Raw genomic sequence first — 21,080 nt, forward strand, 5'->3', positions numbered from 1 at the left:
GACCTTCCAACCTCAGGCCTTCAGCGAAGGAATAGATCATGAATACCCCACGCAAGATCACTGTCACCGATACCGTGCTGCGCGACGCCCACCAGTCCTTGCTGGCCACCCGCATGCGCACTGAAGACATGCTGCCGATCTGTCCGAAACTGGATCAGGTTGGCTACTGGTCGCTGGAAGTCTGGGGCGGCGCCACCTTCGATGCCTGCCTTCGTTTTCTCAAGGAAGACCCCTGGGAGCGTTTGCGTCAGTTGCGCGAAGCACTGCCCAACACGCGCCTGCAGATGCTGCTGCGCGGCCAGAACCTGCTCGGCTATCGCCACTACAGCGATGATGTGGTGCGCGCCTTCGTCAGCAAGGCCGCCGCCAACGGCATCGATGTGTTCCGCATCTTCGATGCGATGAACGATGTGCGCAACCTGCGTACCTCCATCGAAGCGGTGAAGGCAGCGGGCAAGCACGCCCAGGGCACCATCGCCTACACCACCTCGCCGGTGCATACCGTCGCGGCTTTCGTCGAACAGGCCAAGCAGATGGAAGCCATGGGTTGCGATTCGCTGGCGATCAAGGATATGGCCGGCCTGCTGACGCCCTTCGCCACCGGTGAGCTGGTCAAGGCGCTGAAGAGCGAGCAGTCACTGCCGGTATATATCCATTCCCATGACACCGCCGGCCTGGCGGCCATGTGTCAGATCAAGGCTATCGAGAACGGCGCCGACCATATCGACACGGCTATTTCGTCGCTGGCCTGGGGCACCAGCCATCCGGGCACCGAGTCGATGGTCGCTGCACTCAAGGGCACGCCATACGACACGGGGCTGGATCTGGAGCTGCTGCAGGACATCGGCCTGTACTTCCACGAGGTGCGCAAGAAGTACCACCAGTTCGAAAGCGAATTCACCGGGGTCGATACCCGCGTGCAGGTCAACCAGGTACCCGGCGGCATGATGTCCAACCTGGCCAACCAGCTGAAAGAACAGAACGCGCTGAACCGCATCCAGGAAGTATTCGAAGAAATCCCGCGGGTACGCGAGGACCTGGGCTTTCCGCCACTGGTGACGCCGACCTCGCAGATCGTCGGCACCCAGGCGGTATTCAACGTGCTGGCAGGCGAGCGCTACAAAACCATCACCAACGAAGTGAAGCTCTACCTGCAGGGCCGTTATGGTCAGGCGCCGGGGCCCATCAATCAGGAGCTGCAGCGCCGCGCCATCGGCAACGAACAGGTCATCGACGTGCGTCCGGCGGACCTTATCCAGCCGGAGATGGACAAACTGCGGACAGAGGCAGGCAGTATCGCCAGCAGCGAGGAAGATGTCCTGACCTATGCCATGTTCCCGGATATCGGGCGCAAGTTTCTGGAAGAGCGCGCCGCCGGTACGCTCAAGCCCGAGGAGCTGCTACCGCCGAACAGCGCCCAGGCCAAGCCGATGTCAGAGGACGGTGTGCCGACCGAGTTCATCATCGATGTGCATGGTGAGTCGTATCGGGTGGATATCACGGGTGTGAGCGTCAAGTCGACCGGTAAGCGTCATTTTTACCTGAGCCTGGACGGCATGCCAGAGGAGGCGGTGTTCGAGCCACTCAATACCTTCACCGCCGGCGGCGAACCCAGCCATCGTCGCCAGGCCAGCCACCCCGGCCACGTTACCACCAGCATGCCGGGCAACGTTGTTGAAGTGCTGGTGGCGGTGGGTGATGCGGTCACCGCAGGCCAAGCGGTGCTGGTCAGCGAGGCGATGAAGATGGAAAGCGAAATTCAGGCCGCTATCGCCGGTACCGTCAAGGCGGTGAACGTGGCCAAGGGTGACCGGGTCAATCCGGGTGAAATCCTAATTGAAATCGAAGCCTGAGCGGCGGGACAACTGGGGATCAACTATGAACGAAGACTATTCAGACAAGCCGGAAACGGCCGAAGAAGCCCTGCAATCAATCGTTGTGGGCCTGAAGCGGTTTCGCACCGAGGTGTATCCCGCGCAGCGTGAGCTGTTCAAGAAACTCGCACATGAGCAAAAGCCGAAGGCCATGTTCATCACCTGTGCCGATTCACGCGTGGTGCCCGAGTTGATCACCCAGAGTGCTCCGGGTGATCTGTTCGTTACCCGGAACGTCGGCAACGTGGTGCCGCCTTACGGGCAGATGCTGGGCGGCGTCTCAACGGCGATTGAATTTGCCGTCATGGCGCTGGACGTGCATCACATCATTATCTGCGGCCATTCCGATTGCGGCGCGATGAAGGCAGTACTTAACCCTGGCTCGCTCAAACGCATGCCGACAGTAAAGGCCTGGCTGCGCCATGCCGAGGTGGCCAGGGTAGTGGTTGAGGAGAACTGCGGCTGCGCCGATCACACCACCTTGGGCGCCTTGACCGAGGAAAACGTGGTGGCGCAGCTGAACCATCTGAGCACCCACCCATCGGTAGCGGCACGGCTGGCAAGCGGGCAATTGTTCATCCATGGCTGGGTCTACGATATCGAAACCTGCGAGATCAGAGCCTACGACGCTTCAACCGGGAAATTCCGTTTGATCGATGACGGCCCCCTACCGATGGCCACACCCAAATCGCGCTACTCCCCTATCGCCCAGGGGGAGTAAGGCACTGAACCTCCGCGCTGCGCTCACGCGTGGCGCAGATCAGTTCTGATCGCACCCGAATGTGGTTATACTGTGCCGCTTCATATTCTGCGCACTGCTGAGGCACTTCCCTACAGCAGGCTGCACCGCCAAGCCACGCCAGTCATTCTTGCGTGGCTTGTTGGTTTTTACCGCGATTGAGCGGCACAACTGAATGAGGCAACAACAATGACCGCACTGGTTGGCGTGATCATGGGCTCCAAGTCCGACTGGTCGACCCTGAGCCACACGGCCGATATGCTGGAACAGTTAGGCATTCCCTACGAGGTGAAGGTGGTTTCCGCGCACCGCACCCCTGATCTGCTGTTCCAGTATGCAGAGCAAGCCGACGGCCGGGGCATCGAAGTGATCATCGCTGGTGCCGGCGGTGCTGCGCACCTGCCCGGCATGTGCGCGGCCAAGACGCACCTGCCAGTGCTTGGCGTCCCGGTGCAGTCGTCTATGCTGTCCGGTGTCGATTCGCTGCTGTCGATCGTGCAGATGCCCGCCGGTGTTCCGGTTGCCACGCTGGCGATTGGCAAGGCCGGGGCGATCAATGCTGCGCTGCTGTCCGCCAGCATTCTCGGCGCCAAGCATCCGCAGTTTCACCAGGCACTGAATGATTTCCGTAACAAGCAGACCGAAATGGTGCTGGATAACCCGGACCCGCGTCAGGCGTGAGGATAACAGCATGAAGATTGGCGTAATCGGCGGTGGACAACTGGGACGGATGCTGGCGCTGGCGGGCACTCCGCTGGGTCAGCAGTTTGCTTTTCTTGATCCGGCTCCGGACGCCTGCGCACAGGCGTTAGGTGAACATCTGCGTGCCGATTTCAGCGATCATGACCATCTTCGCCAATTGGCCGATGAAGCCGACGTGGTGACCTTCGAATTCGAAAGCGTACCGGCCGAGACGGTGGCCTTTCTGGCGCAATACGTCCCGGTCTACCCCAACGCCGAATCGTTGCGTATCGCCCGCGATCGCTGGTTCGAGAAGTCCATGTTCCTCGAGCTGGAGATCCCCACCCCCGAGTTCGCCGATATCCAGTCCCAGGACAACCTCGAAGCGGCCATCAAGCGCATCGGCCTGCCGGCGGTACTGAAAACCCGCACTCTGGGTTACGACGGCAAGGGTCAGAAGGTGCTGCGTTATCCGGAGGATGCCCACAATGCCTTCGCCGAGCTGGGCACTGTGCCCTGCATTCTCGAAGGCTTTGTACCCTTCGACGGCGAAGTGTCGTTGATTGGGGTGCGTGGCCGTGACGGCGAAACACGCTTCTATCCGCTGGTTCACAACGTCCACGAAGATGGCATCCTGAAACGCTCCGTCGCCAGCAGCGACCACCCGTTGCAGGGCCTGGCCGAGGATTACCTTGCGCGGGTCATGCAAGAGCTCGATTACGTCGGCGTGATTGCCTTCGAATTCTTCGAGGTTGAGGGTGGGCTCAAGGCCAACGAAATTGCCCCGCGGGTGCATAATTCCGGGCACTGGACGATTGAAGGTTCAGAGTGCAGTCAGTTTGAAAACCATCTGCGCGCCATTGCCGGATTGCCACTTGGTTCCACCGCGTGCGTCGGCGAAAGCGCCATGGTCAATCTGATCGGGGAAGTGCCGCCGGTGGAAAAGATGACGGCAATCGAAGACTGTCATCTGCATCACTATGGCAAGGCGTTCAAGCCGGGCCGCAAGGTGGGGCACGCCACGCTGCGCTGTGCCGACAAGGCGACGCTGCAGGCGCGGATTGATCAGGTAGAGCAACTGATCAAGGGCTGAACTGCCGAGAGGGCTGCGTTCGGACTCGACGACGGAGCCCAGGCACAGCATTGGTGTAGCGCAGGCGCACTACACTCCCAGGAACATCCAGGAAAGGCCGGCGTAGCAACGCCGGCTTTTTCTTTGCCTAATCAGTCGGCGATGTGTACCAGCTGCTTGCCGAAGTTCTTGCCGTTGAGCATTCCCTTGAACGCCTCGACTGCATTCTCCAGACCTTCGGCCACCGACTCGCGGTATTTCAGCTGATGGTTAGCCACCTGCTCAGCCAATATGCCGGTAATTTCCTGATGACGGTCCTGCCACTCGGTCACCAAAAAGAAGCGGTGCTCGGGCGGGGTTTCCATGGCTTTGAAGACCTGGAACGGCGTCTCGACCTTGCTCGCATCTTCAGCATTGTAGGCTGACACATAACCGCAGATCGGCACGCGCGAACCCGGGTTGAGCAATTTTGCTACCGCACGGGTCACTTCGCCGCCGACATTCTCGAAGTACACGTCGATGCCGTCGGGACAGGCCGCCTTGAGATCAGCCTGCAGGTTGCCGGCCTTGTAATCGACGCAGGCATCAAAGCCCAGCTCCTCGACCACGAAGCGGCACTTTTCCTCACCACCAGCGATACCCACCGCGCGACACCCCATCTGCTTGGCAGTCTGGCCCACGACCGTACCCACCGGACCTGAGGCCGCAGCCACTACCACCGTTTCACCGGCCTTGGGTTTGCCAACGAATTTCAGACCGCAGTAACCGGTACGCCCCGGCATGCCGGCCACACCCAGATAAGCCTGCAACGGTACGCCCTTGGGCTCGATCTTGTAGACCATCTGCGCGTCGCCGGGAATGATGAAATATTCCTGCCAGCCGGTGTAACAGGTGACCAGATCGCCGACGCTGTAGTTGCCGGACTTCGACTCAATGACCCGACATACGCTTTCGCCGACGATGGTCTCCCCGAGGCCGATCGGATCCATGTAGCCCTTGGAGTCATTCATGCGTGGCCGCATATAGGGATCGAGTGACAGCCAAAGGGTCTGGAGCAGAACCTCGCCGTCGCGAATGTCGCGTACCGGCTCTTGCTCCATGACCAGATCGCCGTCGCGAATTTCACCCTGTGGGCGTTGCTTGAGAACTATCTTGCGATTGGTAAAGTCGGTCATGGTGCCTCGCGTGCTGAATGGTTGAATGACAGCTTCGAGTGAAGCAGCCCCAGATCATAGACCAGGTTCAGTCCCGGAACAGATTCCGCAGGCTACTATTCATGACTCTGATCCAGCACCAATTAGCAGACCGAAACCATGCCCTAACGCGATCAGCCGGCCCAGTCCTCAGCGAGATGTTCGTTCTTCAAGCGCACGTAATTGTTGGCCGAATAGGTAAAGAACGCCTTTTCGTCGTCGGTCAGCGGCCTGATGGCCCGCGCCGGACTGCCCACATACAGGTGCCCGCTTTTCAACGTACGGTTGGCCGGCACCAGACTGCCGGCGCCCAGAATCACTTCGTCCTCAACCACAGCGCCGTCCATCACGATGCTGCCCATGCCAATCAGTGCCCGGCTGCCAATGGTGCAGCCATGCAGCAACACCTTGTGGCCGATAGTGACGTCGTCGCCGATGATCAGCGGGTAGCCGGTGGGGTTGAAAGGCCCGGCGTGGGTGATATGCAGCACACTGCCGTCCTGTACACTGGTGCGTGCGCCGATGCGGATATGCAACATATCCCCACGAATTACCACCGCCGGCCATATCGAACAATCGTCACCCAGCACTACGTCACCCAGCACTACTGCCGAGGGGTCGACAAACACGCCCTGCCCAAGCTGCGGCGTCTTGTTTGCGAAAGGTCTTACATTCATGGCTTTGCACCTTATGCAGGAAGCTCTTGGCACAGTTCGGCACCGGAGCGTCGGGCGGCTCGCCGGCAACCCTCATTTCGGATCGGTGACGCCACCAGCCGTGCCAAAAGGCGTCATATTAAATAAGATGACGGTCAAAGTCCGTGTTTTCTCGAATCAGGATACCCAAACGCCATGTCAAATCCGTTATTGCAGCCCTACGACCTGCCACCCTTTAGCGCCATCAAGGCCGAGCACGTCAAGCCGGCCATCGAGCAGATCCTGGCGGACAATCGCAAGCAACTGCACGCGTTGCTGGCGACCAACCCGACCGAGTGGACCTGGTCGGATCTCATCGAGCCGCTGGACGATCTGGGCGAGCGGCTGTCGAGCGCCTGGTCGCCGGTGGGCCATCTGAATGCCGTGATGAACAGCCCCGAAATACGCGACGCCTATAACAGCAGCCTGCCCCTGCTCAGCGAGTATTTCACCGAGCTGGGTCAGAATCAGCAGTTGTTTGAAGCCTATACCCAACTGGCCGAAAGCGATGACTTCGCCAACCTGGACGCCGCGCAGCAATTCATCATCGAGCACACGCTGCGTGATTTCCGCCTGTCGGGCATCGCCCTGCCCCCGGCGCAGCAAAAGCGCTACGGCGATATCCAGATGCGCCTCTCCGAGCTGCAGAGCACGTTCTCCAATCAGCTGATGGATGCCACTCAGGCCTGGAGCAAACAGATTACCGATGCCGCCGAGCTGCAGGGGCTGACCGAGTCAGCCATGGCGCAGGCACGCCAGGCCGCTGAAGCGCGGGAGCTGGACGGCTGGCTGATCACCCTGGAATTCCCCAGCTATTTCGCCGTGATGACCCACGCCGATAACCGGGCGCTGCGGGAAGAGGTCTATACCGCCTACAGTACGCGCGCGTCTGATCAAGGCCCCTACGCTGGCGAGAATGACAACGGCCCGCTGATCGACGAAATCCTCGCCCTGCGCCAGGAGCTGGCCGAACTGTTGGGTTATGCCAATTTCTCGGAACTGTCGTTGGCCACCAAAATGGCCGACAGCACCGATCAGGTACTGGGCTTTCTGCGTGATCTGGCCAAGCGCAGCAAGCCGGCGGCCGGAGCCGATCTGCAGGCGCTTCGCGAATATGCTGCCGAACAGGGCTGCAAGGATTTACAGGCATGGGATGTCGGGTATTACGGCGAGAAACTGCGCCAGCACCGCTATGCCATCTCCCAGGAAGCGCTGCGCCCGTATTTTCCAGTGAACAAGGTGCTCGACGGGATGTTTGCGATCGCCGGACGTCTTTATGGCGTCGAGATGCGTGAAGTCGATGAATTCGACCGCTGGCATCCCGACGCACGGCTGTTCGAAATTGTTGAGGATGGCCAGGTCATCGGGCGCTTCTTCCTGGATCTCTACGCGCGCAGCAACAAACGTGGCGGCGCCTGGATGGATGGCGCGCGCGACCGTCGTCTGCTGCCGGGTGGTGATATCCAGCGGCCGGTGGCCTACCTGGTGTGCAATTTTACGCCGCCAGTCGCCACTGCGGCAATTGGCGACACACCGGCGCTGCTGACGCACGATGAAGTCACTACCCTGTTCCACGAATTCGGTCATGGCCTGCATCACCTGCTGACCCGGGTCGATTACGCCTCGGCGTCGGGGATCAACGGCGTCGCCTGGGATGCCGTCGAGCTGCCAAGCCAGTTCATGGAGAACTGGTGCTGGGAGCCCGAGGGTCTGGCACTTATGTCAGGCCATCACGAGACCGGCGAGCCGCTGCCGCAGGACCTGCTGGAGAAAATGCTTGCCGCGCGCAACTTCCAGTCCGGCATGGGCATGCTTCGGCAGATCGAATTTTCCCTGTTCGACTTCGAGTTGCACGCCAGACGCGAGCCTGGTCGCAGCGTTCAGCAGGTACTGGATGCAATACGCGATGAAACCTCCGTGTTGCGCCCGCCGGCGTTCAATCGCTTCCAGAATGGCTTTGCGCACATCTTCGCCGGCGGCTACGCGGCCGGCTACTACAGCTACAAATGGGCTGAAGTGCTGTCCGCCGATGCATTCTCACGCTTCGAAGAGGAAGGCATCTTCAATATCGACACCGGACGCGCCTTCCGCGACACCATCCTGGCGCAGGGCGGCAGCTGTGAGCCCATGGCGTTGTTCGTTGCCTTCCGCGGGCGCGAGCCATCCATCGATGCTCTGTTGCGCCACAGCGGCCTGACCGGAGACGAAGCGGCATGACGGATATGAAGAGACGCTTTATTGCCGGGGCGGTGTGCCCCGCCTGCAGTCAGATGGACACCATCGTGATGTACGAAGAGGATGGCGTGCCGCATCGCGAATGCGTCAGTTGCGGCTTCGCCGATACCCTGGATGAGCGGGGCAACTCGGTGCCCCGTGAGATTCCGACTCGAGTGACGGCGCCGAAGCCGGCGAAACCGGCGGCGACCTCACATACGGTGCAGTTCTTTCCCAACCCGAAACTGAAGAAGAAGTGAACCCGGAGGTCAGGCGGCGGCGCGCCACTTGATCTCCACCCCCAGCTCCTCGGACATACAAGGCCACTGGTCCCATAACCTGCGACAGGTTTCCGGGCCCATCTGCGCCTTGTAGGCCTGGAACGCCTCACCTTCAAACAGCGTTTCCGGGATCAGTGTCTGCGCTGTGCGCTCGACCTGCACATCCAGCTCATTGGAAAAGGGTTCGCCCAACAACTGATGGACAATCAGGTTGGCGCGGGTCATGCCTAGCGGGATCAGCGGGCCGCAGCCATGCATGACATATCTATCGTTGACCTCTTCCACCAACCGGTGCGCCAGATAGGCCTCATCAAGCAGCGCCAGCATGCCCTGATGATCCGCCGGCAGGGCGGGCGGCTGCAGAAAAAAATCTTCCGCGACTTTCAGTACCGGCAGCAAGCGGGTCCGCAGCTGCGCAGCCTCGGCCACCGCTTCGGCTGCTTCAAGGATATCCGGCACCTGAGCGATGTAAGCATTGATGAAGCTCAACAAAGTTGCAGCCTCACCAGGCTCCGGTGCAATCGCTGGATGCAGGTCGGGCAGCCGGTGCTCCAGCCAGTCTCTCAAGGCTGCCTCGCTCTGCTGGTTCGCGCGTGCCTCGGCGACGCGCTCTCTTAATCCGGAAATGTTCATGGAAACTCCATGCGAGTACTACATGATGTGATGTGGGCACTACGCGGCTGCCCGCGGTGGGGGATAGGGAAAACAGTTTAAAGCTAGCAGAGGGTCCAAGCACCGTCAAAGTGGCTCATCGGTGAGGCATTATATTTATTTGGGTAATCTGCTGATAGCGTCACAAAGCCCATGGAAGAGCTACTGACTACCACAACTGTGCCGAAACGTGCTTGACCCGGGTCAAAATAAACCGCAACCAGATATTGCGATCACCCCCGCCGGGGCTATACTCGGGACTGTCTGGTAGCCGTTGGGGGGCTGCGCTTTTGCCTGTCAGGACCTTTGGGGGAAATGTAAGCAGGCTTTTGCAAGACCTTTGCAGTATGGGTCGATCTCCCCGTTGCGCCAGTTTGGTTGATAAAAAAAATAAACAGGGGAACCGGGAATGTTGCGATATGCAAGTGCCTGGCTGGGTGGTCTGTCACTGCTAGCAGTCAGCAGTTCCGCCAGCGCCGACTGGGAAGTAAACATGACCAAAGGGGTGACAGACGTCAGTCACTCGGTCTTCAATCTCCATATGACCATATTCTGGATTTGCGTGGCCATTGGCGTCATCGTGTTCGGGATAATGTTCTGGTCGATGTTTATGCACCGGAAATCTCGCGGAGCCGTTCCGGCGACCTTTCACGAGAACCTCACGGTCGAAATTCTCTGGACCGTCATTCCGCTGCTTATTCTGGTAGGCATCGCCATTCCCGCTACCAAGACGCTGATCGACATCTACGATACCGAGGATCCTGACATCGATATCATGGTGACGGGGTATCAGTGGCGTTGGCAATATAACTATGTTGGTGAAGACGTCAGTTTCTTCAGCCACATGACGACCTCCCGCGATGCAATCAACAACGTGGCCGACAAGGGCGAAAACTACCTGCTCGAAGTCGACGAGCCAGTGGTCATTCCGGTGGGCAAAAAGGTTCGCTTCCTGGTCACCTCCGCGGATGTGATCCATTCATGGTGGGTTCCATCGCTGGCCGTCAAGCGGGATGCGATTCCAGGGTTCATCAACGAATCCTGGACCCGCGTGGAAGAGCCCGGCATCTATCGTGGGCAATGTACCGAGCTGTGCGGCCGCGATCATGCCTTCATGCCCATCGTGGTCGACGCCCGGTCCCAGGAAGACTATGACACCTGGCTGGCGGAGAAGAAGGAATTCGCCGCCCGCGAAGCCGAGCTGACTGAAAAGGAATGGACGCTCGAGGAGCTGATGGAACGAGGCGAGCGCGTCTATTCCAGCACCTGTGCCTCCTGTCACCAGCCAACCGGCCAGGGTATTCCAGGCGCCTTCCCGTCACTCGTCGGGACGGACATGGTCATGAATGATCTCACCGGCCACATCGACATCGTGGTCAACGGCAGCCCGGGTACCGCCATGGCGGCGTTCGGTGCGCAGCTCTCCGAGGTAGATCTGGCAGCGGTCATCACCTACGAACGTAACGCCTGGGGTAACGATACCGGCGATTTGGTGACACCGCTCGACATCCTCGAATTAGAAGAAGATCAATAGGAGACCTGTCATGAGTGCAGTGATCGATCACCATCACGCCGACCATGCACATGGTCCGGCCAAGGGTTTGATGCGTTGGGTACTGACGACGAATCACAAGGACATCGGCTCGATGTACCTGTGGTTCAGCTTTGCCATGTTCCTGCTCGGCGGCAGCATGGCCATGGTTATCCGCGCGGAGTTGTTCCAGCCCGGCCTGCAACTGGTGCAGCCGGAATTCTTCAACCAGATGACCACTACCCATGGTCTCATCATGGTGTTCGGGGCAGTGATGCCGGCCTTTGTCGGCCTGGCCAACTGGATGATCCCGTTGATGATCGGGGCGCCGGACATGGCCCTGCCACGGATGAACAACTTCAGCTTCTGGCTGCTGCCTGCCGCCTTCGGCCTGCTGCTGTCGACGTTGTTCATGGAAGGGGGTGGTCCGAACTTCGGCTGGACCTTCTACGCGCCGCTCTCCACCACCTATGCCCCACCGAGCGTGACCTTCTTCATCTTCGCCATCCACCTGGCCGGTATCAGTTCGATCATGGGGGCGATCAATATCATCGCCACCGTGCTCAACCTGCGTGCTCCGGGCATGACGCTGATGAAAATGCCACTGTTCGTCTGGACCTGGCTGATCACCGCCTTCCTGCTGATTGCGGTGATGCCGGTACTGGCCGGTGCCGTCACTATGATGCTGATGGATATCCATTTCGGCACCAGCTTCTTTAATGCCGCAGGTGGCGGCGATCCGGTGATGTTCCAGCATATCTTCTGGTTCTTCGGCCATCCCGAGGTGTACATCATGATCCTGCCAGCCTTCGGCGCGGTCAGCATGATCATCCCGGCGTTCTCGCGTAAGCCACTGTTCGGCTACACCTCCATGGTCTATGCCACCGGCGCCATCGCGTTTCTGTCCTTCGCGGTGTGGGCGCACCACATGTTCACTGTGGGGATTCCGCTGACCGGCGAATTGTTCTTCATGTACGCCACCATGCTGATTGCCGTGCCCACCGGGGTGAAGGTGTTCAACTGGGTGTCGACCATGTTCCGCGGCTCGTTGACGTTCGAGGCGCCCATGCTGTTTTCGGTGGCCTTCGTGATTCTGTTCACCATCGGCGGCTTTTCCGGGCTGATGCTGGCGATGGCGCCGGCGGACTTCCAGTATCACGACACCTATTTCGTGGTGGCCCACTTCCACTACGTACTGGTGCCCGGCGCGATCTTCGGCATCTTTGCCTCGGCGTATTACTGGCTGCCAAAGTGGACTGGTTTCATGTACGACGAAGTCCTGGCCAAGACGCATTTCTGGATGTCGTTCGTGGGCATGAACCTGGCCTTCTTCCCGATGCACTTCGTGGGTCTGGCCGGCATGCCGCGGCGGATCCCCGACTACAACATGATGTTCGCCAACTTCAACATGGTCTCTTCGGTCGGCGCCTTCATGTTCGGGGCTACCCAGCTGCTGTTCCTGTATATCGTCATCAAGTGCATCCGTGGTGGACCGAAGGCAGCTGCCAACCCTTGGGAAGGCGCGGAAGGTCTGGAATGGACCGTGCCCTCACCGGCGCCGTATCACACCTTCACCACCCCTCCGGAAGTGAAGTGAGGTAACCCCATGAGCGAAGGCATTAGCACTAAACGCCTGGTGTCGCGACTGGCACTGTTGGTGGTGGGCATGTTCGGCTTCGGCTTCCTGCTGGTTCCGATCTATGACGTGATGTGCGATGCCTTCGGGATCAACGGCAAAACCCGCGGCACGGCCTACGAAGCGGGTGCAGAAGTCATTGACGAAAGCCGCTCGATTCGCGTGCAGTTTGTTTCGACCAATGCCGAAGGCATGACCTGGTCCTTCGGCCCGAGTGCCAGCCAGTTGGTGATGCACCCTGGGGAAACCCGCGAGATGATCTTTACCGCGCACAACCCGACTGACAAGCCGATGGTCGCGCAGGCGATTCCCAGCGTATCGCCATCCAAAGCCGCGGCGTATTTCCACAAGACAGAGTGCTTCTGCTTTACCCAGCAGGTGTTGCAGCCGGGCGAGCGGGTTGAGATGCCGGTGCGCTTCATCGTGGATGCCGCACTTCCCGGTGAAGTCCAACGGCTGACCCTGTCTTACACTTTGTTTGATGTGACCGAGCGAATGGCAGCCAGCCTCGATCTGGCGTCGATGCAGCCCCATAACTGAACCGTTCGACATGCGTTAATCAGGCTGCCTATAAGGAGAACAAAAGATGGCAAGTCACGACCCGAGTCATGAAATTTACTATGTACCGCCGCAGAGCAAATGGCCGATTGTTGGCTCGCTTGGTCTGCTGGTAACGGTGTTTGGTGCTGGCACCATGATGAACAACATGAGCGCCGGTTCCGATGGTGGTATCGGTCACTGGGTGTTGTTGGCGGGCCTGCTGATCATCGCCTACATGATGTTCGGCTGGTTCAGCAACGTGGTTACCGAGAGCCGGCAGGGCCTCTACAGTGCGCAGATGGATCGCTCGTTCCGCATGGGGATGGGCTGGTTCATTTTCTCGGAGGTGATGTTCTTTGCGGCCTTCTTCGGCGCGCTGTTTTACGTGCGCATGCTGGCCGGCCCCTGGTTGGGAGGCGAGGGCCACAAGGCTCAGACCGAAATGCTATGGCCTGAATTCGAGTTTGTCTGGCCTTTGCTGCAGAACCCCGATCCGGCCATTTTCCCTGGCCCCACGGAGACTATCAGCCCCTGGCAGCTGCCACTGATCAACACCATTATTCTGATCTCATCGAGTGTCACTGTTACCTTCGCTCACCATGCACTGCGCGCGGCCAAGCGTACTGCGCTGACGCTGTGGTTGCTGCTGACGGTGGTGCTGGCATTGATATTCCTGACCCTGCAGATCATGGAGTATATCCATGCCTACAATGACCTCGGTCTGACCCTGGATTCGGGGATCTACGGCGCGACGTTCTTCATGCTGACGGGATTCCACGGGTTCCACGTGGCGATGGGAACGCTGATTCTCAGCATCATTCTAATACGGGTTATGAAGGGCCACTTTACGCCGGACAACCACTTTGGTTTCGAGGCTGCGGCCTGGTATTGGCACTTTGTGGATGTGGTGTGGGTCGGTCTGTTTATCTTTGTCTACGTCGTGTGATGCTGTGCCAGCGCGGCCTCGCCGCGCTGGCAGCTCAGTACCGGGAAGACGTCAATGGAGCCAGGGCGTATTCCAGCCTAGCTGTCCGGACCAGAAGCCATACGCAATGAGCAAGACTACCGCGACTGTCAAAGAGATGCGCACCGTCAGCGCACTGACCAGCCGGTCGCTGCGCTCGGTATCTTTCATCAGAAAGAACAATCCGCTGAACAGGCTCGCTACCAGCGCCGCCAGCAAAATCAGAATGGCCAGTTTCAACCACATAAGTATTCCGTCCATGTTTATTCGAATTTGTCGCAGTATAGCCTTCCACCCAAGCTGCACGAAGCCATGTCTGCCGCTGTGATGCCTGCGCGCTTTCGCCCCGGCTGGCTGCTGAGCCTGTGGGTGCTGGCGTTTATGCCACTGTTGCTGGGACTGGGCTGGTGGCAGCTGGAACGCGCCGAGGAAAAGCGCAGCATGCAGGCACTGATCGACCAGGCTGGATCGGCGGTACCGGTGACGCTGGATCAGGCAATCGGCTTGCCGGATCCGGCCTGGCGCCCGGTCCATCTGCAAGGCAGCTTCGATGCGCAGCATGTGTGGTTGCTCGACAATCGTATTCGCGAGGGCCGCGCCGGCGTCGAGGTATTGCAGGCGTTTAACGACCGCGCCAGCCGCGAGCAGATACTGGTCAACCGGGGCTGGCTGGCGTGGCCGGATCGGCGCATTGCCCCGGCAATCGATACGCCGCAGGGGGAGCAGCGGCTGGACGCGCAGATTGTCGCTCCCAGCGAGTCGGGCTTTTCGCTGGGCAATGAGAGCGCCTCCGATAGCTGGCCGCGGTTGATTTCCAGCATTGAGCTGCAGAGCATGGCTAACCAGGCGGGTATCGAGTTATTGCCCCACGTGGCACGCCTACGCAGCGGCAGCCCCGCTGCGTTCACACTTGACTGGCCGGCGCTGCCAATGACCGCCAGCAAACACACAGGCTATGCCGTTCAGTGGTTCGCCCTGGCACTGGCATTGCTGATTCTGTTTATCTGGGCCGGACTTCGGCCTGAACCCGACGGGGATGCGAGACCTTGAACGCAACGAACCAACAGACCAACGTCACGAACAAGCCACGGGGTCAGCTCAAATTGCTGGCCATCATCAGCGTTGTGGCGCTGCCGATGATCGCAGCCTGGGCCATGGCCAAATTTGATATCGGCATTCCGGATACTCAGAAAAACAAATCCGATCTGGTCGAACCGGCGGTGACTGTCGAAGACTGGGATCTGCAACTGGAACAGGTTGGCTACGGTGCTCCCTGGCGCCTTGTCGTCACCAGCACGGGCGAATGTACCGATCCCTGCATGGCGCTGGTGCACGAGGCGCGCCAGATCAACGTAGCGCTGGGCAAGGAAGCCAGCCGCGTCATGCATGTTCTGGCCTCTGGTCAGGTGCAGCCCGCCGCGCTCTTGGAACGCCTGGAAAATGACTTTCCGCTGCTTGAGCGCACTACGCTGAGCACCGATGCCTATCAGCGCAGCCTGAACGCCCATCCGGAATCCTGGCGACAGGGCGCTCAGCTATGGGTGGTCGATCCGCTCGGCAGGGTTGTCCTACATCAGGACCCGGACGAACCCGGCAAGAAACTGCTGGATGATCTCAAGCACCTGTTGAAAGTCTCCAAGGTAGGATAAGCAAGCATGCGCAGAAACGTATCGATCCTGGCTCTGGTCGCTCTGGCGCTGGGTTTTGTGGTGGTCATTCTGGGCGCCTATACCCGCCTGGTGCATGCCGGGCTGGGCTGCCCGGACTGGCCGGGATGCTATGGCTTTCTCAGCGTGCCGCGCAGTGACTCGGCGTTGGAGATGGCGCAGATGCGCTTCCCCGATGACCCGGTGGAAACCTTCAAGGCCTGGGCCGAGATGATCCATCGCTACGCGGCGGGGCTACTCGGCCTGCTGATTCTCGGGCTCGCGGTGCTTGCGGTGCGCCGGCGCAGCGAACCGGGCTACCCCACAGCGCTCAGCCTGGGCCTGTTGTTGCTGGTTATCTGCCAGGCCCTGTTCGGCATGTGGACCGTGACCCTCAAGCTCTGGCCGCAGATTGTGACGACGCACCTGCTCGGCGGCTTCGCCACCCTCAGCCTGCTGTTATTGCTGAATCTGCGCCTGTCCCGGGCAATGCCATCGCTGGCCCCGTCTCCAGGCCTGAACCGAACCCGATATCTTGCCCGCCTGGTGTTGCTGGTGGTCATCGGCCAGATCGCCCTGGGTGGCTGGACCAGCAGCAACTATGCCGCCGTCGCCTGTGTCGATCTACCTACCTGCCACGGTGAATGGTGGCCGGACATGAACTTCGCCGCCGGCTTCAATGTCTTTCAGGAGATTGGACCGAATTATCTCGGCGGTATGCTGGACGGTCCCGGCCGTACGGCGATTCACTTCAGTCACCGGATCGGCGCCATAGTCACCAGCATTGTGGTCCTGCTGCTGGCATGGCGCCTGTTCAGACTCGGCCAGAATGGCCTGGCCGGATTACTCCTGGTGGTGCTTGGTACGCAGGTCAGCCTGGGTATCACCAATGTCCTGGCGCATTTGCCGCTGTCGGTTGCCGTGGCGCACAACGCCGTTGGCGCCGTGCTGCTGCTGGTGATGGTGGCCGTCAACAACCGTTTGCGCGCGTCGACCAGCAGCGGCCGTGAATTGGTCGATAGCCGCAGCACAGCGCTGGCAAGCAATTAAGCCGTAACGCATACTGGTCGAAAATAAGACAGGGGGCCTTTGACAAACGTAGCGAGCGAAGACCAGGCAAGGCGAAAGCGAGCGAAAAGGCGGAGTTTACGTGTTGTAAATGAGCATTTTTCGAGAGCTTTCAACGCAGCATGGCCAAGCGCAGCAAGTTTGCAGAGGTTCCCGAGATAAGGCGCACGAGCGCCGGGGGGGATTAGATGGCTAGCGTGAGCACTGCACTACCCGCGAGTGCCGGATGGCGCGACTATTTTGAGCTGACCAAGCCCAAGGTCGTCGCACTGATGATTATTACCTCGGCAATCGGCATGCTGCTGGCCACCGACGGTTTCGTGCCGTGGGACGTGCTGCTGCTCGGCAATCTGGGTATTGCGCTCTGCGCCGGCTCTGCCGCGGCGGTGAACCATGTCGTGGACCGGCGCATCGACCTGCACATGGCCCGCACCCAACGCCGCCCGCTGGCCCAGGGCCGCGTAAATCCCTTCAGCGCCTTGCTGTTCGCCACAATCCTCGGCGGTGCCGGACTTGGCATTCTGCTGCAGTGGGTCAACGCGCTGACCGCCTGGCTGACGCTGGGTTCGCTGCTTGGTTACGCGGTTATCTATACGTCCTTTCTCAAGCGCGCCACACCGCAGAATATCGTGATTGGTGGGCTGGCCGGCGCGGCCCCGCCCCTGCTCGGCTGGACCGCGGTAACCGGTCAGGTCGATGCCGAAGGGTTATTGCTGGTGCTGATCATCTTCGCCTGGACGCCACCGCACTTCTGGGCACTGGCTATTCACCGCAAGGCCGAGTATGCCAAGGTGGATATCCCCATGCTGCCGGTCACCCACGGCGAGCGTTATACCAAGCTGCACATCCTGCTTTACACCTTCATCCTGCTCGCGGTCAGCCTGTTGCCCTTCGTCATCCAGATGAGCGGCCCGCTGTACCTGGCTGTGGCGCTGATCCTCGGCCTGCGTTTCATCGACTGGGCCTGGGCCCTGTGGCGCGATAGCCGGCCCCACGCGGCGATCAAGACCTTCAAGTTTTCTCTCTGGTACCTGCTGTGGCTATTCGTGGCGCTGCTGGTCGATCACTATGTGGGTATTGCCGGATGGCTGTAAGCGGCGTGCAGAAAACGGTTGTCATCCTCCTCGCCATCATCGCCCTGATCGTTGGCGTACTGGTCTATAACACTACCCGCGAGCCCGCGCTGGACCGGGAAGTCCTATCACAGGCGGGCATTTTTCTGTTCGATGCGCCACGTAACGTGCCCGCGATCCAGTTGACGTCCGCCGAGGGCGAGCCCTGGTCGCGGGATGATCTCACCGGCCAATGGGACCTGTTGTTTTTCGGTTATACCTACTGCCCCGATATCTGCCCGACCACCATGGCTGAGCTGCGTGAAATCGAGAACCAGCTGCCGGAGGATCAGGCAGCGTCGTTGCAGATCACCATGATCAGCGTCGACCCGAACCGAGACACACCCGAACGGATGCAGGAATACCTCGAGTACTTCAGCGAGGATTTCAATGGCGCCAGCGGCGATCCTGAACAACTCGCCACCCTCGCCCGCGCCCTGTCGATCGCCTATATCGAGCCCGACACCAGCGAAGAAAACTATCTGGTCGATCACAGCGGCCAGGTGGTAATGATCAACCCTGAGGGTCAATACGTCGGTTTCCTCCGGGCGCCGTTGCGCCCCGCAGAGCTGAGCCAGTGGCTGCCACGCATCATGGCGCAGTAATTACGGCCAGATCGCCGAGAGGTCTCGCCCCCACAAATATGGAGTGCGGCTGCGAAATTGGCCCTCTGCCAATCCTCATCCCAGCCCTAAATTTGATCAATGTGCGAGTAGAAAACTGCACGATGTATTTCGAAAAGAGCGGCCTCTTGGCCGTCACTAACTGGACGAACATACATTCCTTCTTCCTCAACTAACCCAAAGCTTCGAGGTAATTTGAGAGCCGCGAAACGGTGGAAAAATTGTCCGGCAACAGCGGCTGGTTATGCATTATTCGTAATGGCTCCAGAGCCGGAGAACTTTCACCACTCGTTCGTTCTCGAGCACCTGGTAGACCAGGCGATGCTGAATATTGATGCGGCGTGAATAGGCTCCCGCAAGGTCACCGATGAGCTTCTCAAACGGAGGCGGCTTGCGGTATGGGTCTTCCGCTATCAGTGCCAATAGTTCCTGGGCTTTTGGTTTGAGGCCGCTGGAGGCCAACTTCTTTGCATCTTTCTGGGCTTGCTTGGTGTAAACCAGCTTCCATGTCACCAGTCCAGCTCCTCATCGCATTCATCCACGGGGGTGTCCATCCCCTCACGAATAGACTCCCGCATACCTGGCACGGAGAGCAGGTAAAGTGTTTCCTGAATGGCCGACCAGTCTTCTTCGGATATCAAAACGGCTTTGTTCCGCTTACCCATGATGACGATTGGTTGGTGGGACTCGGCGGTCTCGTCAATCAACCGATAAAGGTTGCTACGCGCCTCAGTTGCTGTGATGCCGGTCATGACGTACCTCTTGCGTGTTCAACTTTGAATAAAGGGTACGCCTTTGGGTACGTACGTCAAGGCGAACGCCCTGCATAACGCCGCCAGCACGCGCAGCTTTGCACAGTGAAGGCGAAGCCGGAGCGAAGGAGCTGTCGCCGTGCTTGGCCTTGTTAGGGCCTTTGACATACAGTCGTACGGAAAGCCAGTACATAAAGGTGCCGTTATGGACACAATTAGTGTAAACAAATTCAGAGACAACCTGAAAAGCGTTGTAGAACAGGTGGTTAGCAGACACGAGCCGCTCAAGGTAACAAGGCGAGCCGGAGATGCTTTCGTTGTGATGAGCGCCGACGACTGGGAGCGAGAACAGGAAACCCTTCACGTCCTTCAAAGCAAGAATCTCATGCAGCAGATTGCCGCATCTCTTGAAACCCACTCCCGTGGAAATGGCTATCAACCGACTGGCGAGCAAATGGATGAGATCACTGGTATTTGAGGGTTACACCCGGGAAGCGTACGAGGTTATGCGTGAAAAGGACAAACGATTGCACAAGGCCTTGTGCAAATTGATCAAGGAAATGCTGCGATCAGACGACCCTTCTTCCGGCCTTGGAAAGCCTGAACCGCTAAAGCACAACCTGGGCCTCGCTCACGCCAACAGACATGCTTCTCGTATTTTTCTTGCGCCTAACGCTGCAATCACGCGGTGCATTGCATCGTTAGCTTCTATTTCCCGTGATGATCCTTGCGATGGTTTCCGTGTCCGGCACTGTTGTAGCCTCTCAAAGCCATGTACGTGGATATCTGTTGATCATCAAGAATTTCGGTCTGCTGCAAATGCGCACTGAGATGGACTGCGCGCAGACGAGACTCAGCATCGCCAATGCTTTTCACGAGTTCCGACAAGGACGATTCGTCTATCTTCTTGCTTCTGAATGCCTGATCCAGCGCACTTTCTGCTGCCACCAGCTCAGTACCAAGAGCTTTGGCCGCAGCCTCCATCCGAGCAAAAATAACTTCCGTTTCTCGCCGTTGGCTGGCTGTGAGCGAAAGCTCTTCGCCGAGCTCAAGCACATGCGCGGGACCGGGGTACCCGTTCAGTTCTGCGGCTCTGCCGTAACCCATGCCTTTCCCAGACAGCAGGCCGTCAATCTCTGATTTAGACAGCGCTTTAACTTCACGAGATTCTTCGTCGGCATAGGGAGAGCCTTCAGAAGCTAAAGCTAGACCTGCCAGAGACAGCACCATTACGAACACGATCGTTATTCCGATATTCATATGGTTTCCATTTTGTGCCAGGCCGAATTCAGGAACAATGCAGCCAGCCTCAGGGTGGATTTGATGCGTTCCACAATGCTCCAGGATAGCAGCCACGAAATCATCACCGGGATGGATATGTGGCATATTTGCCCTCTGTAATACTCCTGAATAGCCTGTAAGTCCTCGAGCGCGGACCGTGCGATGCGTAATTCCATCTACTTGATGCCCAACGTTTTCCTGGCGTCCTCCAACGATACGGTATTGCCCTCGCGAACATCCATAAGCCCCTGCACCACCGCCTTTACAAACCGCAAATCCTCTGCGGTTCTCTCATAATCCTCGAGCCCCTGAACAACAGCTATGCCACGGCCGCGACTGGTAAGCAGGATTGGGCGATGCGTATCCTCCGCTCGACCAACCACTTTTCCGGGATTGATCTTCAGGTCTGATAGAGGGATGACGTCCTCGGAAAATTTCACGTGCATAGTGATTACCTAGCCAACGATTTGGTGCTAGCAATAGCGCCGGTTAACAGGTGCGGTCAAGAACATAACGCCCGGCTCACG

The 21,080-nt window shown here is 59.0% G+C and carries 24 protein-coding genes and 1 pseudogene; 17 read left to right on the top strand and 8 right to left on the bottom strand.

Translation table 11 applies throughout. The annotated features are described in order from the left end of the window. Positions 1–38 precede the first annotated feature (38 nt). The 4 genes from oadA to FHK95_RS16280 all read left to right on the top strand — a co-directional run bounded on the left by oadA (position 39) and on the right by FHK95_RS16280 (position 4,387). The gene (gene oadA / locus FHK95_RS16265; protein WP_150305690.1) at positions 39–1,853 is read left to right on the top strand and encodes a sodium-extruding oxaloacetate decarboxylase subunit alpha; all 1,815 of its coding nucleotides are present in this window, start codon (positions 39–41) and stop codon (positions 1,851–1,853) included. Positions 1,854–1,878: 25 nt separating this feature from the next. After that, positions 1,879–2,595 carry a carbonic anhydrase gene (locus FHK95_RS16270; RefSeq protein WP_150305691.1) on the top strand — a complete coding sequence of 239 codons (717 nt, stop codon included), beginning with the start codon at positions 1,879–1,881 and terminating at the stop codon, positions 2,593–2,595. Positions 2,596–2,802: 207 nt separating this feature from the next. Continuing rightward, positions 2,803–3,294 (top strand): 5-(carboxyamino)imidazole ribonucleotide mutase, encoded by a 492-nt coding sequence (purE, locus tag FHK95_RS16275; RefSeq protein WP_150305692.1) that lies wholly within the window; start codon positions 2,803–2,805, stop codon positions 3,292–3,294. A gap of 10 nt (positions 3,295–3,304) precedes the next feature. Further along, a complete protein-coding gene (locus FHK95_RS16280) occupies positions 3,305–4,387 on the top strand; it encodes a 5-(carboxyamino)imidazole ribonucleotide synthase (protein ID WP_150305693.1) in 1,083 nt (360 codons plus the stop codon). A 131-nt stretch (positions 4,388–4,518) separates the two neighbouring features. Here the strand turns inward: FHK95_RS16280 and FHK95_RS16285 are convergent, their stop codons facing one another. Both FHK95_RS16285 and FHK95_RS16290 read right to left on the bottom strand, forming a co-directional pair. Next, the gene (locus tag FHK95_RS16285) at positions 4,519–5,541 is read right to left on the bottom strand and encodes an NADP-dependent oxidoreductase (RefSeq protein ID WP_150305694.1); all 1,023 of its coding nucleotides are present in this window, start codon (positions 5,539–5,541) and stop codon (positions 4,519–4,521) included. Positions 5,542–5,693: 152 nt separating this feature from the next. Further along, positions 5,694–6,236 (bottom strand): gamma carbonic anhydrase family protein, encoded by a 543-nt coding sequence (locus tag FHK95_RS16290; protein ID WP_150305695.1) that lies wholly within the window; start codon positions 6,234–6,236, stop codon positions 5,694–5,696. Between the two features lie 174 nt (positions 6,237–6,410). Here FHK95_RS16290 and prlC point away from each other — a divergent pair, with 174 nt between their 5' ends. Both prlC and FHK95_RS16300 read left to right on the top strand, forming a co-directional pair. Further along, complete coding sequence (prlC, locus tag FHK95_RS16295) at positions 6,411–8,471, top strand: oligopeptidase A (RefSeq protein ID WP_150305696.1); 2,061 nt, start codon at positions 6,411–6,413, stop codon at positions 8,469–8,471. After that, positions 8,468–8,728: a YheV family putative zinc ribbon protein gene (locus tag FHK95_RS16300; RefSeq protein WP_150305697.1), complete on the top strand. Its 261-nt coding sequence runs from the start codon at positions 8,468–8,470 to the stop codon at positions 8,726–8,728. Before prlC ends, FHK95_RS16300 begins: the two co-directional genes overlap by 4 nt. A 9-nt stretch (positions 8,729–8,737) precedes the next feature. On the opposite strand, the gene FHK95_RS16305 is transcribed toward FHK95_RS16300, so the two are convergent. Beyond that, on the bottom strand, positions 8,738–9,382 hold the full coding sequence (locus FHK95_RS16305; RefSeq protein WP_150305698.1) for a hypothetical protein: 645 nt from the start codon (positions 9,380–9,382) through the stop codon (positions 8,738–8,740). A gap of 427 nt (positions 9,383–9,809) precedes the next feature. Here FHK95_RS16305 and coxB point away from each other — a divergent pair, with 427 nt between their 5' ends. Genes coxB through FHK95_RS16325 form a run of 4 tightly spaced genes read left to right on the top strand, consistent with a single transcriptional unit; the run spans position 9,810 to position 14,053 of the window. After that, on the top strand, positions 9,810–10,934 hold the full coding sequence (gene coxB, locus FHK95_RS16310; protein ID WP_150305699.1) for a cytochrome c oxidase subunit II: 1,125 nt from the start codon (positions 9,810–9,812) through the stop codon (positions 10,932–10,934). Positions 10,935–10,944: 10 nt separating this feature from the next. Then, on the top strand, positions 10,945–12,528 hold the full coding sequence (ctaD, locus tag FHK95_RS16315; protein WP_150305700.1) for a cytochrome c oxidase subunit I: 1,584 nt from the start codon (positions 10,945–10,947) through the stop codon (positions 12,526–12,528). 9 nt (positions 12,529–12,537) lie between these two features. Next, complete coding sequence (locus tag FHK95_RS16320) at positions 12,538–13,107, top strand: cytochrome c oxidase assembly protein (RefSeq protein ID WP_150305701.1); 570 nt, start codon at positions 12,538–12,540, stop codon at positions 13,105–13,107. A 46-nt stretch (positions 13,108–13,153) separates the two neighbouring features. Then, complete coding sequence (locus FHK95_RS16325) at positions 13,154–14,053, top strand: cytochrome c oxidase subunit 3 (protein WP_150305702.1); 900 nt, start codon at positions 13,154–13,156, stop codon at positions 14,051–14,053. Positions 14,054–14,104: 51 nt separating this feature from the next. Here the strand turns inward: FHK95_RS16325 and FHK95_RS16330 are convergent, their stop codons facing one another. Next, the gene (locus FHK95_RS16330; RefSeq protein WP_150305703.1) at positions 14,105–14,317 is read right to left on the bottom strand and encodes a twin transmembrane helix small protein; all 213 of its coding nucleotides are present in this window, start codon (positions 14,315–14,317) and stop codon (positions 14,105–14,107) included. A 66-nt stretch (positions 14,318–14,383) separates the two neighbouring features. On the opposite strand from FHK95_RS16330, the gene FHK95_RS16335 reads away from it, so the two are divergent. The 5 genes from FHK95_RS16335 to FHK95_RS16355 all read left to right on the top strand — a co-directional run bounded on the left by FHK95_RS16335 (position 14,384) and on the right by FHK95_RS16355 (position 18,502). After that, on the top strand, positions 14,384–15,121 hold the full coding sequence (locus tag FHK95_RS16335; RefSeq protein WP_235906812.1) for an SURF1 family protein: 738 nt from the start codon (positions 14,384–14,386) through the stop codon (positions 15,119–15,121). Next, positions 15,118–15,720, top strand: a complete 603-nt coding sequence (locus tag FHK95_RS16340) for a hypothetical protein (RefSeq protein ID WP_150305704.1) — start codon at positions 15,118–15,120, stop codon at positions 15,718–15,720. Before FHK95_RS16335 ends, FHK95_RS16340 begins: the two co-directional genes overlap by 4 nt. A 6-nt stretch (positions 15,721–15,726) precedes the next feature. Further along, positions 15,727–16,767 (top strand): COX15/CtaA family protein, encoded by a 1,041-nt coding sequence (locus FHK95_RS16345; protein WP_150305705.1) that lies wholly within the window; start codon positions 15,727–15,729, stop codon positions 16,765–16,767. Positions 16,768–16,973: 206 nt separating this feature from the next. Beyond that, a complete protein-coding gene (gene cyoE / locus FHK95_RS16350; protein ID WP_150305706.1) occupies positions 16,974–17,879 on the top strand; it encodes a heme o synthase in 906 nt (301 codons plus the stop codon). A gap of 5 nt (positions 17,880–17,884) precedes the next feature. Continuing rightward, the gene (locus FHK95_RS16355) at positions 17,885–18,502 is read left to right on the top strand and encodes an SCO family protein (protein WP_235906813.1); all 618 of its coding nucleotides are present in this window, start codon (positions 17,885–17,887) and stop codon (positions 18,500–18,502) included. A 267-nt stretch (positions 18,503–18,769) separates the two neighbouring features. Here FHK95_RS16355 and FHK95_RS16360 read toward each other — a convergent pair whose 3' ends face one another. Both FHK95_RS16360 and FHK95_RS16365 read right to left on the bottom strand, forming a co-directional pair. Then, the gene (locus FHK95_RS16360; RefSeq protein WP_150305708.1) at positions 18,770–19,033 is read right to left on the bottom strand and encodes a Txe/YoeB family addiction module toxin; all 264 of its coding nucleotides are present in this window, start codon (positions 19,031–19,033) and stop codon (positions 18,770–18,772) included. Continuing rightward, positions 19,030–19,272: a type II toxin-antitoxin system Phd/YefM family antitoxin gene (locus FHK95_RS16365; protein ID WP_150305709.1), complete on the bottom strand. Its 243-nt coding sequence runs from the start codon at positions 19,270–19,272 to the stop codon at positions 19,030–19,032. The genes FHK95_RS16360 and FHK95_RS16365 overlap by 4 nt, the downstream gene beginning before the upstream one ends. A 205-nt stretch (positions 19,273–19,477) precedes the next feature. Between FHK95_RS16365 and FHK95_RS16370 the strand changes: the two genes are divergently transcribed. Beyond that, positions 19,478–19,750, top strand: a complete 273-nt coding sequence (locus tag FHK95_RS16370; RefSeq protein ID WP_150305710.1) for a type II toxin-antitoxin system Phd/YefM family antitoxin — start codon at positions 19,478–19,480, stop codon at positions 19,748–19,750. Further along, a pseudogene (locus tag FHK95_RS20350) lies at positions 19,731–19,898 on the top strand (type II toxin-antitoxin system YoeB family toxin); the annotation flags it as partial. The gene FHK95_RS16370 and the pseudogene FHK95_RS20350, both read left to right, overlap by 20 nt. An 82-nt stretch (positions 19,899–19,980) precedes the next feature. Here the strand turns inward: FHK95_RS20350 and FHK95_RS20130 are convergent. Together FHK95_RS20130 and FHK95_RS16385 are read right to left on the bottom strand one after the other, a co-directional pair. After that, the gene (locus FHK95_RS20130) at positions 19,981–20,658 is read right to left on the bottom strand and encodes a Spy/CpxP family protein refolding chaperone (protein ID WP_206668604.1); all 678 of its coding nucleotides are present in this window, start codon (positions 20,656–20,658) and stop codon (positions 19,981–19,983) included. A 71-nt stretch (positions 20,659–20,729) separates the two neighbouring features. After that, positions 20,730–20,999, bottom strand: coding sequence for a type II toxin-antitoxin system Phd/YefM family antitoxin (locus tag FHK95_RS16385; protein WP_150305711.1), 270 nt, complete (start codon positions 20,997–20,999; stop codon positions 20,730–20,732). Between the last annotated feature and the right edge of the window lie 81 nt (positions 21,000–21,080).

The sequence above is a fragment of the Pseudomonas saliphila genome, assembly GCF_008638345.1.
Lineage (GTDB): Bacteria > Pseudomonadota > Gammaproteobacteria > Pseudomonadales > Pseudomonadaceae > Halopseudomonas > Halopseudomonas saliphila.